Source organism: Citrobacter freundii complex sp. CFNIH9 (assembly GCF_002903305.1).
GTDB classification, from domain to species: domain Bacteria; phylum Pseudomonadota; class Gammaproteobacteria; order Enterobacterales; family Enterobacteriaceae; genus Citrobacter; species Citrobacter portucalensis.
The window spans coordinates 3,495,343-3,508,354 of record NZ_CP026238.1 but is presented as its reverse complement, the minus strand read 5'-3'; the positions used below and the strand labels follow the sequence as shown (position 1 = coordinate 3,508,354).

Below are 13,012 nucleotides of genomic sequence, written 5' to 3'. Positions count from 1 at the left end.
CTCTGTTCATCCGGCCTACTGCGTCGAGAAATCGAGTAGGCCGGACGCACACTTTTTAATGGTAACCCATCATCTGCGCGCCAATCACCACCACGCTGGACATAATAAACAGCAGTCCCAATAGCGTAGCACCTACCTTCAGCCAGTTACGAAAATCCACCCGACAAACGCCTAACGTAGCCATCAGAGATGCTGACGTCGGATAGATAATATGACTGAATCCGTCGCCAAACTGGAAGGCCAGGACTGTGACCTGACGGTTTACGCCAACCAGATCGCCCAGCGGTGCCAGTAGCGGCATGGTTAACGCAGCCTGACCAGAGCCGGAAGTGACGAAGAAATTAAATACTGCCTGGAACAATAGCATAAACCACGCCGCGATGGCGTTATCCAGCCCGCTGATGCCATTGGCAATGCTGTGCAGCAGAGTGTTTAACACGCTGGCTTCACCCGCCTCTCCATTACCGACCAGCAGTAAAATGCCTTTGGCAAAACCAACCAGCAGGGCCGGTGCAATCATCATTCGTGCGCCCTCAGTGAATGAGGAGGCCATGATGTTGACCGTCATGCCGTTGAGCCGAAACACGACGCCGATAATGCCAATCACCAGACCCATCGTGAAGAACTGACTGGCGATCTCAGGAATAAACCACGCGTTGGCGATAACGCCCCAGACAACCCAAATCATCACCGCGGTCAGCACCACTAGCACTAACCAGTCGCCCAGCGTGAAGCGTCGTTCCACGACTTCGTCCTGCTGCTCGCGAAAGAAGCGGTCGGATTCATGTACCCGGGACAAAAGCGGATTCTTTTTGATACGCGCCGCATAGGCCAGCGTGAAGGTCAGCCCGATTAGTGTAGCGATCACCCAGACCACGATGCGTAGCCCGGAACCAGAGAGCACCGGTACCCCCGCAATACCTTGCGCGACCACCACGCAAAATGGGTTCATCCATGAGCTGGCAAAACCAATCTGAGTCGCGATATAGGTAACCAGCACGGTGGTGATACTGTCGTAACCTAGCCGTACCATCAAAGGCGCGATGATAATGGCAAAGGCAACAGCCTCTTCCCCCATGCCAAACACCGCGCCGCCTAAGGAGAAGAGAATAAACAGCACTGGGATAAACAGGACCTCGTTGCCCCGCGTATGGCGAATGAGCGCCAGGATGCCGTTATCAATGGTACCGGTACGCATAACGATGCCGAATGCGCCGCCAATGACCAGCATAAACATAATGATGCCGACAGCAGTGCCGAATTTCGAGCCGGAGGTTAATCCTTCAAACGGGAAATTCATCAGGCCTGGGCGTTCATCTCCGGTGGTGAATAACTGCACCCGGTGATACTGCTCTTCACCTGCGTCGTTGGTCAGAATACGAAAGGAATGGGGGTCAACCACCTTACGGGTTTTGGTTTGTCCATCAACCTGATACTGCACTTCCTGGCTGTCGAACATCCCGACGGGAACAACCCATGTCGCCAGACTGGTTAAAACGGCGACGAAAAAAATAATCACCAGCGTGTCGGGCATCGCCCATTTTTTAGCTGGCTGTGATTCTGTTACTGCTGACATGAAAGACTATCCCTGTTGCAACGCAAAAGAGAGTAAGTATGCGAACAGAAGAATAGTTATTCATTGATGCAGCGCATCCAGGCAAATGTTTCAGATTATGCCAAAAGGGAAATAGACATAAAAAAACCGGAAATATCAGCTATTTCCGGTTTGATAAGCAGATGTGTTGCCGGATAAGAGATCCGGCACACTCGGCAGATTACTGCTGCTGCTGGGAAGACTGGATCGCGGTCAGTGCGATGGTGTAGACGATATCGTCTACCAGCGCGCCACGAGACAGGTCGTTCACCGGCTTGCGCATACCCTGCAGCATTGGCCCGATGGAGATCAGGTCGGCAGAACGCTGTACCGCTTTGTAAGTGGTGTTACCGGTGTTCAGATCCGGGAAGATGAACACGGTAGCGCGACCTGCAACCGGAGAGTTCGGCGCTTTGGATTTCGCTACGTCAGCCATAACAGCGGCGTCGTACTGCAGCGGACCGTCGATCATCAGGTCAGGACGTTTTTCCTGTGCCAGACGGGTTGCTTCGCGAACTTTCTCTACGTCACTACCTGCACCAGAAGTACCGGTGGAGTAGGAGAGCATCGCTACGCGCGGTTCGATACCGAAGGCAATTGCGGAATCAGCGGACTGAATCGCGATTTCTGCCAGCTGCTCTGCGGTCGGATCCGGGTTGATCGCGCAGTCGCCGTAAACGTAAACCTGATCCGGCAGCAGCATGAAGAACACGGAAGACACCAGAGAGCTACCCGGTGCAGTTTTGATCAGCTGCAGCGGCGGACGGATGGTGTTCGCGGTGGTGTGTACTGCACCAGAAACCAGACCGTCAACATCGTCCTGTTCCAGCATCAGGGTACCGAGAACCACGTTGTCTTCCAGCTGTTCGCGGGCAACGGTTTCGGTCATACCTTTGTTTTTACGCAGTTCGACCAGGCGAGCAACGTAGCTTTCGCGAACCACATCTGGATCAACGATTTCTACACCAGCGCCCAGTTCAACGCCCTGAGAGGCTGCAACGCGGGTGATCTCATCCGGGTTACCCAGCAGTACGCAGGTTGCGATACCACGTTCAGCACAGATAGCAGCCGCTTTAACGGTACGCGGTTCGTCGCCTTCCGGCAGAACAACACGTTTGCCCGCTTTGCGCGCCAGCTCGGTCAACTGATAACGGAACGCCGGTGGAGACAGACGACGGCTGCGTTCAGAAGTCGCGGTCAGAGATTCAATCCAGTCAGCATTGATGTAGTTAGCAACGTATTCCTGAACTTTCTCAATGCGCTCGTGATCGTCAACCGGAACTTCCAGGTTGAAGCTCTGCAGGCTCAGAGAGGTCTGCCAGGTGTTGGTGTTTACCATGAATACCGGCAGGCCAGTTTCAAATGCACGTTCGCACAGTTTAGTGATGCGCGCGTCCATTTCGTAGCCGCCAGTCAGCAGCAGAGCACCGATTTCTACGCCGTTCATAGCAGCCAGACATGCTGCAACCAGCACGTCAGGACGGTCGGCAGAAGTCACCAGCAGAGAACCTGCGCGGAAGTGCTCCAGCATGTGCGGAATGCTGCGTGCGCAGAACGTCACAGACTTCACGCGACGGGTGTTGATATCGCCTTCGTTAACGATGGTAGCGTTCAGGTGACGCGCCATATCGATTGCACGGGTAGCGATCAGATCGAAGCTCCATGGCACCGCGCCCAGAACCGGCAGCGGACTGGATTCTTGCAGTTTAGCCGGATCAACTTTGATCACTTTCGCTTTGGAAGAGTCGTCGAAAATCTCGGACAGATCCGGGCGAGTACGGCCCTGCTCATCAACCGGTGCGTTCAGTTTGTTAACGATTACGCCGGTGATGTTGGTGTTTTTCGCGCCGCCGAAGCTGCTGCGAGTCAGTTCAATACGCTCGTTCAGCTGTTCCGGGGTGTCGGTACCCTGAGACATAACGAAGACGATTTCCGCGTTCAGCGTTTTCGCGATTTCGTAGTTCAGAGACTGCGCGAACTGATGTTTACGGGTTGGGACCAGGCCTTCAACCAGTACAACTTCAGCGTCTTTGGTGTTCGCGTGGTAGTTCGCGATGATCTCTTCCATCAGCACATCTTTCTGATTGCTGGACAGCAGAGATTCAACGTGGCTCATCTTCAGCGGCTCTGCGGCTGGCAGAGAAGAGTTAGCACGGACGATGCTGGTAGTCTGGTCTGGCGCATCGCCACCGGCACGCGGTTGAGCGATCGGCTTAAAGACGCTCAGACGAACGCCTTTGCGTTCCATTGCGCGGATCACGCCAAGGCTGACGCTGGTCAGGCCGACGCTGGTTCCGGTAGGGATCAGCATAATAATACGGGACACGGTTTATCCTCTTTCGTTACCGCCAATTTAGACGGGTTACAAAACAGCACCGCCAGCTAGGCTGGCGGTGTGAAATCAGGCAGTCAGGCGGCTCGCGTCTTGCGCGATAACCAGTTCTTCGTTGGTTGGGATAACCAGCGCAGGACGGGTACCTTCTTTGTTGATGAAACCAGATTTGCCGAAACGTGCGGCCAGGTTACGTTCGTGGTCAACTTCAAAGCCCAGAACGCCCAGTTTGCCCAGAGACAGTTCACGAACCATCGCTGCGTTTTCACCGATACCACCGGTGAAGACAACTGCATCCAGACGACCATCCATCAGCGCAGTGTAAGAACCGATGTATTTCGCCAGACGGTGGCAGTAAACGTCCATTGCACGTTTAGCGTCTTCTTTAGTAGCGTAGTTATCTTCAACATAACGGCAGTCGCTGGTGACTTCGGTCAGACCCAGCAGGCCGGACTCTTTGGTCAGCATTTTGTTGATCTGGTCAACGCTCATGCCCAGGGTATCGTGCAGGTGGAAGATGATCGCCGGGTCGATGTCACCGGAACGCGTACCCATCACCAGACCTTCCAGCGGGGTCAGACCCATGGAGGTATCAACACATTTACCGTTACGGATAGCAGATACAGAACCGCCATTGCCCAGGTGGCAAGTGATGATGTTCAGCTCTTCAACCGGTTTGTTCAGCACTTTTGCCGCTTCCTGAGTGACGAAGAAGTGGCTGGTACCGTGCGCGCCGTAACGACGAACGCCGTGTTCTTTGTACAGGCTGTACGGCAGAGCATAGAGGTAAGACTCTTCCGGCATAGTCTGATGGAACGCGGTGTCGAATACAGCCACGTTTTTGTCTTTCAGATTAGGGAAGGATTTCAGCGCTTCTGCGATACCGATCAGGTGAGCCGGGTTATGCAGTGGTGCGAAAGAGGCAGAATCTTTGATGCCCTGAATAACGGAATCATCGATAACCACGGAGCTGGTGTACTTCTCGCCGCCGTGTACGATACGGTGACCAATAGCGGTCAATTGCGCAGACAATTCTGGTTTTTGTGCCAGAATAGTGTTAACGATAAAGTTCAGCGCTTCACTGTGAGCGGCGCCTGCACCTAAAGCCGCTTCTTGTTTACCGCCGTCCATTTTCCACTTGATACGTGCTTCTGGGAGATGGAAACATTCGGCTAAACCAGAGAGGTATTCTTCACCGTTTACTGCATCGATGATGGCAAATTTCAGTGAGGAGCTACCGCAGTTCAGAACCAGTACTAACTTACTCGACATGGAAGTACCTATTTATGATACGTGGCTAAAAAAACGTCAGGGAGTCATAGAGCGTAGCGCATGATGACACCGACGTTTATGATTAACATCATGCGCCATAGTCTTTTTGGGCACGATGGAATAAATACCTTTGAGTCTATGTCATTTTGCGTATTTTTCAGGCAATGGCATAATGTATGCCAATTTGACGACTCAATGATTTTGGACTACAGGCCTTACAGGCCGGCACAGGATACCTGAATGTGGGTATCAAAGACAAAATGTTTTGAACGATGTCCCTTGTAGTTGTTGTTTTGCACAAATTTTTTAATTTTTATATGTGAAGTTGAGGTAACCGCCATGTCGACACCGGATAATCGCTCCGTCAATTTTTTCAGCTTGTTTCGCCGGGGGCAGCACTATGCAAAGACGTGGCCAATGGAAAAGCGCCTTGCGCCCGTGTTTGTTGAGAACCGCGTGATCCGCATGACGCGTTACGCGATTCGTTTTATGCCGCCTATCGCCGTCTTCACCTTATGTTGGCAAATTGCGTTAGGGGGGCAGTTGGGCCCGGCCGTGGCGACTGCGCTGTTTGCGCTTAGCCTGCCGATGCAGGGGATGTGGTGGCTGGGAAAACGTTCTGTAACGCCGCTGCCGCCTTCAATTCTCAATTGGTTCTACGAAGTTCGGGGTAAATTGCAAGAAGCTGGGCAGGCGCTCTCTCCGGTAGAAGGAAAGCCGGATTACCAGGCGCTGGCTGACACGCTTAAGCGCGCCTTCAAACAACTGGATAAAACTTTCCTTGATGATTTGTAATTGACCCCTGATTACGCATATAAAAGAAGGCACAAGATGCCTTCTTTTTTTTCATCGCAGTAGTAGTGATACAGGAGTCCCAAATGGAAATGACCAACGCTCAACGTCTGATTTTGTCGAATCAGTACAAAATGATGACTATGCTCGATCCAACTAACGCCGAGCGTTATCGTCGTTTGCAGACGATTATTGAACGCGGTTACGGCTTGCAGATGCGTGAGCTGGATCGTGAGTTTGGTGAACTGACGGAAGAAACCTGCCGTACAATTATCGATATTATGGAGATGTATCACGCATTACATGTGTCCTGGACTAATCTTAAGGATGCGCAGGCTATTGATGAGCGTCGCGTGACCTTCCTCGGTTTTGACGCCGCAACGGAAGCCCGTTTCCTCGGGTACGTTCGTTTTATGGTCAATGTGGAAGGTCGTTACACTCACTTTGATGCGGGTACGCATGGCTTCAACGCCCAGACCCCAATGTGGGAAAAATATCAGCGTATGCTGAATGTTTGGCACTCTTGCCCGCGTCAGTATCACCTGAGCGCGAATGAAATTAACCAAATCATTAATGCCTGAGGGGGCGAGCGTGCAGTGCAAAGGTTTTCTGTTTGATCTGGATGGAACGCTGGTCGATTCCTTACCCGCAGTAGAGCGTGCGTGGTGCAACTGGGCCGATCGCTTCGGCCTCGATCACGCCGAGGTACTCGGCTTTATTCATGGTAAGCAGGCCATTACCTCCCTGCGACGCTTTATGGTGGGCAAGTCTGAGGCAGAGATCGCCGCGGAATTTACCCGTCTGGAACAGATCGAAGCGACGGAAACCGCCGGGATCACCGCGCTGCCGGGGGCAGTTGATTTACTCAACCATCTCAATAAAGCAGGTATTCCATGGGCGATTGTGACCTCCGGCTCTATGCCGGTCGCACGTGCGCGTCATCGTGTTGCCGGGCTTCCTGCTCCTGAAGTGTTTGTCACCGCCGAGCGGGTAAAAAGAGGGAAACCAGAGCCAGACGCGTATCTGTTAGGCGCTCAGCTTCTGGGCCTGGCACCGCAGGAATGTGCAGTCGTGGAAGATGCCCCCGCCGGGGTGCTCTCAGGACTGGCTGCTGGGTGTCATGTCATCGCGGTTAACGCGCCAGCGGATACGCCGCGTCTGGACGAAGTTGATTTTTCGCTGACCAGTCTGGAACATATTTCTGTGACCAAACAACCCAACGGAAATGTGGTCGTTATAAGAAATACCTGATCATGATTTAGCCCCAGATTGTTGGGGCTTTTTTATGGCAGAATCAGTCCATCCCTCTCATTTAACAAGGATATGTTGTGAACGGTGAATTGATATGGGTTCTCTCATTGCTGGCGATTGCCGTCGTCTTGTTTGCAACTGGCAGAGTGCGTATGGACGCGGTCGCTTTGCTGGTCATTATTGCCTTTGTTCTGAGCGGAACATTGAGCATCACAGAGGCTTTTTCCGGGTTCAGCGATCCTAACGTTATTTTGATAGCGGCTTTATTCATTATCGGCGACGGCCTGGTGCGTACCGGCGTGGCGACGGTAATGGGTGCCTGGCTGGTGAAGGTCGCCGGCAGCAGTGAAGTCAAAATGCTGGTGTTGCTGATGATAACCGTAGCCGGACTCGGTGCCTTCATGAGTTCGACCGGTGTGGTCGCCATCTTTATTCCGGTTGTCTTAAGCGTTTCTATGCGCATGCAAATCTCCCCCTCACGGCTGATGATGCCGTTGAGCTTTGCCGGATTGATAAGCGGCATGATGACACTGGTGGCAACGCCGCCGAACCTGGTCGTCAACAGTGAATTGTTACGTGAAGGACTTAACGGTTTTAGCTTTTTTAGCGTAACCCCACTGGGACTGGTGGTGTTGGTACTCGGCATAATTTATATGCTGGTGATGCGTTTTATGCTGAAAGGTGAAGACTCCGGGCAGCCGGGAGACGGCTGGAAGCGCCGGACCTTTCGCGATCTGATCAAAGAATATCGCCTGACAGGGCGTGCCCGTCGCCTGGCGATTCGCCCGGGTTCTCCCATGATTGGCCAACGTCTGGATGATCTGAAATTGCGTGAGCGCTACGGGGCAAACGTGATTGGTGTTGAACGCTGGCGGCGTTTTCGCCGCGTGATTGTCGATGTTAACGGGGTTTCTGAGTTCCGTGCCCGTGACGTATTGCTGATCGATATGTCAGCGGCCGACGTCGACCTGCGTGAATTTTGCAGCGAGCAACTGTTGGAGCCGATGGTGCTGCGCGGTGAATACTTCTCCGAGCAGGCGCTTGACGTGGGTATGGCCGAGATTTCATTAATCCCTGAATCGGAATTGATCGGCAAAACGGTACGGGAAATCGCTTTTCGTACGCGTTATGGCCTGAATGTCGTCGGACTGAAGCGTGATGGTACGGCACTGACCGGAGCGGTGGTGGATGAACCACTGCTGATGGGCGATATCATTCTGGTAGTGGGTAACTGGAAACTCATCACTTTGTTGGGGCAAAAAGGGCGCGATTTCGTGGTGCTGAATATGCCCGTGGAAGTCAGTGAAGCTTCTCCGGCGCACAGCCAGGCGCCGCATGCGATTTTCTGTCTGGTGCTGATGGTCGCGTTAATGCTTACCGATGAAATCCCTAATACGGTTGCCGCGATTATCGCCTGTTTGCTGATGGGAAAATTCCGCTGCATCGATGCCGAAAGCGCCTATAAAGCCATTCACTGGCCAAGTATTATTTTGATTGTCGGAATGATGCCCTTTGCGCTGGCATTACAGAAAACGGGCGGTGTTGATCTGGTGGTTAAAGGGCTAATGGACGTTGGTGGAGGGTACGGCCCGTATATGATGCTGGGCTGCCTGTTCGTGCTGTGCGCGACCATTGGGTTATTTATCTCTAACACTGCGACGGCGGTACTGATGGCGCCGATTGCGCTGGCGGCAGCAAAGTCGATGGGCGTTTCGCCGTATCCTTTTGCGATGGTGATTGCGATGGCGGCTTCCGCAGCCTTTATGACGCCAGTGTCTTCACCGGTAAACACACTGGTACTCGGGCCGGGTAACTACAGCTTTAGCGATTTCGTAAAAATTGGCGTGCCGTTTACCATCATTGTGATGGTGGTGTGCGTGGTGATGATCCCGATGCTGTTTCCGTTTTGATTTTTATGTGCCGGATGGCGGCTAACGCCTCATCCGGCCTACAAAGGAAGTGTCGCCGCAAACTTACAATGGAGAATCCTGACTGATTTCATCTAATGAGAGGTGAAAACTCGGGACGAACACGTCCATAAAGTAGTCCATCTCTTCGCTGCGTCGTGACTCCAGCGTTTTTTCCAGACGTGTTTTCGCCAGCAGAAATTCGTTGTTACCGGCGGAGAGTTCTTCCAGGCACTTCAGATACGCGCACAGGGCATCGGCCTGTTTAACAATCGACCTCTCTTCTTCACTTAAGGCATGTTCATCAATGAGCGGCGCAAAAATATCGCGCAGCTCATCGGGAACCATATCGACCAGTTTTTGTTGGGCAATTTTCTCTATCGCTTTATATTCCTGAGCAATCTGCGAGTTGAAATATTTCACTGGGGTAGGGAGATCGCCGGTTAACACCTCTGACGCATCGTGATACATCGCCAACAAGGCAATACGCTCAGCATTAACCTGACCACCAAATTTACGGTTTTTAATTGCGGCCAGCGCATGGGCAACCATGGCAACCTGCAGACTGTGTTCGGACACGTTTTCGGTGCGCACGTTGCGCATCAGCGGCCAGCGGTTAATGAGTTTCAGACGGGAGAGGTGGGCAAAAAAGTGGCTCTGCTTCATAACGACCCTTACTCAGTGACTTCAGTAACGGTATTTTGCGCAGAGAGTGCTACCGGATGCAAACCCGGCAGCACTTTGCGTGGTTACAGCTGGCGATACCCTGACAGGAAACGCTCAAATTTACTCAGCGACATTTCGATATCGTCAATACGCGGTAGCGTGACGATGCGGAAATGATCCGGCCACGGCCAGTTGAATGCCGTCCCCTGGACCAGCAGTACTTTTTCCTGCAACAGGAAGTCGAGTACCATCTTCTGGTCGTCATGAATATTAAAGCGTTTAGCATCAATTTTCGGGAACATATACAGCGCACCGCGCGGTTTTACGCAAGAGACGCCGGGGATGTCATTAAGCAGTTCCCAGGCGCGGTTACGTTGCTCATACAGACGTCCGCCTGGCATGATGAATTCGCTGATGCTCTGATATCCACCCAGTGCGGTCTGAATGGCATGTTGTGCCGGAACGTTGGCACACAGGCGCATAGAAGCCAGCATCTCAAGGCCTTCGATATACCCTTTGGCATGTTTCTTCGGTCCGTTCAGTACCATCCAGCCCTGGCGGAAACCGGCAACACGATAGGTTTTTGACAGGCCGTTAAAGGTAATAGTCAGCAGGTCAGGGGCCATTGCCGCAATCGAGTGGTGCTCGGCGTCATCGTAAAGAATTTTGTCGTAAATCTCGTCCGCAAAGATGATGAGATTGTTTTGGCGGGCAATCTCAACAATCTCCATCAGCAGCTCTTTAGAATACACCGCGCCAGTAGGGTTGTTTGGGTTGATGATGACGATCCCACGGGTACGCGGCGTAATTTTGGCGCGGATATCATCCAGGTCCGGGAACCAGTCTGACGATTCGTCACACAGGTAGTGCACGGCATTACCACCAGAGAGCGAAACCGCCGCCGTCCACAGTGGATAATCAGGTGCAGGAACCAGCATTTCGTCCCCACTGTTTAGCAATGCCTGCATGGCCTGCACAATCAATTCAGATACGCCGTTACCGATATAGATATCTTCCACGGTTACGTCGCGCATCCCACGGGCCTGGTAATGCTGCATGATTGCTTTGCGGGCTGAATAAAGGCCTTTGGAATCGCAATATCCTTGCGCAGTTGGCAAATTGCGGATCACATCCACCAAAATTTCATCTGGCGCTTCAAACCCGAAAGGCGCAGGGTTGCCGATGTTCAGTTTCAGAACTTTGTTGCCTTCTTCTTCCAGGCGCTTTGCTTCCTTCAGAACCGGGCCGCGAATGTCATAACAGACGTTTTCTAATTTGCTGGATTTTTCAATGGGGGACATGAACGTTGACCTTTTTAGCTGTGAATGCCACTCCCTGCCGTGGAAGTCAGCCCAGCACAATGTACTCCCACGACGGTGAGTTTTGAAGGGTCTTTAGTAGAAGATTTTGGAAAGCAGGAGGATTATAATTCACTGTTAATAACTAAATAATGTGATTTTTGTAGGGTAATAATCTGGATTGTTGAGTTTTTTGTGGTTTATATTTTGCTTTGTTAGCGTGGGTATGGTGATTTGTCTGGTCAAAAAAAGTTAGGTCTGTAAAGACAAAGTAGCTGAGATCTCAGCTGAATGGCGTAATTCGAAAATACTGAGGTTTGGCCTGCGAAATCTGTTATCGGTCTGATCCCTGCGTGATGCGGTGTGAATCCATTGTTAAGCATAATTAATGAATTGAGGAATTCTTAATTAATTATTATTTATTATTTAAACGACATCAAATTGAGTTGGCCAATAATACGAAAACCGTTGCACTGACATAACACCAATTTGCCCGGAATTATTCGCGATAACACTTATAAATATAGTGGTTTTAGGTTAAGATAACTCCTATGAAATGGTGTGTAGTACGAATTTTACGATAATTCAAATGTTTGTTGGTTGTTCCTAACATCCTGAAAAGTTAGTTTTTAATGTGTAAATTATTGTTCGTTAACTATTTTATAAATTTACAAAATTTACATGTTTCCCATTAGTCAGAATCATCCAGCAGCTAAAAATACGGCTCTTTCTCGTTGCTATATTCCGATGAATATCACGGGTATTAAAATAGCTCAGAAAGAGAATTGTTTCGTTTGTTAAACCAAATACATCCTTATTTTCACTTGGTTACACTAAGCGAAACTGAAGGGAGGCACATTACAAATGGAGTTGTTTGATTCTGAATGCACAGCATTAACCCGGTATGACCCGCGAGTAAGTGAAAAACTATGATAAATGCAAATCGTCCGATAATTAACCTCGACCTCGATCTGCTGAGAACCTTTGTTGCTGTTGCCGACCTGAATACCTTTGCGGCTGCGGCAGCTGCGGTATGTCGAACTCAGTCTGCGGTAAGTCAGCAAATGCAGCGTCTTGAACAACTTGTGGGGAAAGAGTTGTTCGCGCGCCATGGACGCAACAAACTGCTGACCGAGCATGGTATCCAGCTGTTGGGTTACGCCAGGAAAATACTGCGATTTAATGATGAGGCATGCTCATCATTGATGTTTAACAATCTTCAGGGGGTGTTAACTATCGGTGCTTCTGATGAATCCGCCGATACCATACTCCCTTTTCTGCTTAACCGTATAAGTTCGGTTTATCCGAAACTTGCACTGGATGTCAGAGTGAAACGCAACGCCTACATGGTGGAGATGCTTAAGTCGCAAGAAGTGGATTTAGTGGTCACCACTAACCGACCTGGCGATTTTGAGTGCCTGAATTTGCGAACTTCACCGACGCACTGGTATTGCGCAGCCGAATATATCCTGCAAAAAGGGGAACCGGTGCCGTTAGTTCTGCTGGACGATCCCAGCCCGTTTCGCGATATCGTGCTGGCGACGTTGAATGCCGCACAGATCCCGTGGCGTTTGGCTTATGTCGCTTCAACATTGCCTGCGGTCCGCGCGGCGGTAAAAGCAGGGCTGGGCGTTACTGCCCGACCTGTCGAAATGATGAGCCCGGATTTACGCGTACTGGGTGCGGCGGACGGATTGCCACCTCTGCCTGATACCGAGTATCTGCTGTGCAGCGATCCGGCCACGCAAAATGAAATAGCTCAGGTTATCTTTAAGTCGATGCAGACATATCAAAATCCTTGGCAATACAATCAGTTTACCCCTGAAGGGGGAGATGACTCGCTGATTGTTGAAGGCGACTTTGAGTAAAGCGTCACAAAAAAACGTTTTAAAATGTAAGT

At 51.2% G+C, this 13,012-nt stretch carries 10 protein-coding genes; 5 read left to right on the top strand and 5 right to left on the bottom strand.

The features are described from left to right. Positions 1–55 precede the first annotated feature (55 nt). The 3 genes from yfcC to ackA all read right to left on the bottom strand — a co-directional run bounded on the left by yfcC (position 56) and on the right by ackA (position 5,198). On the bottom strand, positions 56–1,576 hold the full coding sequence (gene yfcC, locus C2U43_RS17935) for a putative basic amino acid antiporter YfcC (RefSeq protein WP_032944087.1): 1,521 nt from the start codon (positions 1,574–1,576) through the stop codon (positions 56–58). 199 nt (positions 1,577–1,775) lie between these two features. Then, the gene (gene pta, locus C2U43_RS17930) at positions 1,776–3,920 is read right to left on the bottom strand and encodes a phosphate acetyltransferase (RefSeq protein WP_008785351.1); all 2,145 of its coding nucleotides are present in this window, start codon (positions 3,918–3,920) and stop codon (positions 1,776–1,778) included. Positions 3,921–3,995: 75 nt separating this feature from the next. Continuing rightward, entirely contained in the window at positions 3,996–5,198 is a 1,203-nt protein-coding gene (gene ackA / locus C2U43_RS17925; RefSeq protein ID WP_003834770.1) for an acetate kinase, read from the bottom strand. Between the two features lie 339 nt (positions 5,199–5,537). On the opposite strand from ackA, the gene yfbV reads away from it, so the two are divergent. The 4 genes from yfbV (at position 5,538) to C2U43_RS17905 (ending at position 9,151) form a co-directional block, all read left to right on the top strand. After that, positions 5,538–5,993 (top strand): terminus macrodomain insulation protein YfbV, encoded by a 456-nt coding sequence (gene yfbV / locus C2U43_RS17920; protein WP_003028087.1) that lies wholly within the window; start codon positions 5,538–5,540, stop codon positions 5,991–5,993. A gap of 83 nt (positions 5,994–6,076) precedes the next feature. After that, positions 6,077–6,571: a YfbU family protein gene (locus C2U43_RS17915; RefSeq protein ID WP_003028086.1), complete on the top strand. Its 495-nt coding sequence runs from the start codon at positions 6,077–6,079 to the stop codon at positions 6,569–6,571. After that, complete coding sequence (locus C2U43_RS17910) at positions 6,564–7,241, top strand: sugar phosphatase (protein WP_103285586.1); 678 nt, start codon at positions 6,564–6,566, stop codon at positions 7,239–7,241. Before C2U43_RS17915 ends, C2U43_RS17910 begins: the two co-directional genes overlap by 8 nt. A 77-nt stretch (positions 7,242–7,318) precedes the next feature. Further along, positions 7,319–9,151: an SLC13 family permease gene (locus C2U43_RS17905; protein ID WP_103285585.1), complete on the top strand. Its 1,833-nt coding sequence runs from the start codon at positions 7,319–7,321 to the stop codon at positions 9,149–9,151. A gap of 63 nt (positions 9,152–9,214) precedes the next feature. Here C2U43_RS17905 and yfbR read toward each other — a convergent pair whose 3' ends face one another. After that, positions 9,215–9,814 carry a 5'-deoxynucleotidase gene (gene yfbR, locus C2U43_RS17900; protein WP_003028083.1) on the bottom strand — a complete coding sequence of 200 codons (600 nt, stop codon included), beginning with the start codon at positions 9,812–9,814 and terminating at the stop codon, positions 9,215–9,217. 83 nt (positions 9,815–9,897) lie between these two features. Continuing rightward, complete coding sequence (gene alaA, locus C2U43_RS17895; protein WP_003028082.1) at positions 9,898–11,115, bottom strand: alanine transaminase AlaA; 1,218 nt, start codon at positions 11,113–11,115, stop codon at positions 9,898–9,900. 926 nt (positions 11,116–12,041) lie between these two features. On the opposite strand from alaA, the gene lrhA reads away from it, so the two are divergent. Beyond that, on the top strand, positions 12,042–12,980 hold the full coding sequence (lrhA, locus tag C2U43_RS17890) for a transcriptional regulator LrhA (protein ID WP_103285584.1): 939 nt from the start codon (positions 12,042–12,044) through the stop codon (positions 12,978–12,980). Positions 12,981–13,012 lie beyond the last annotated feature (32 nt).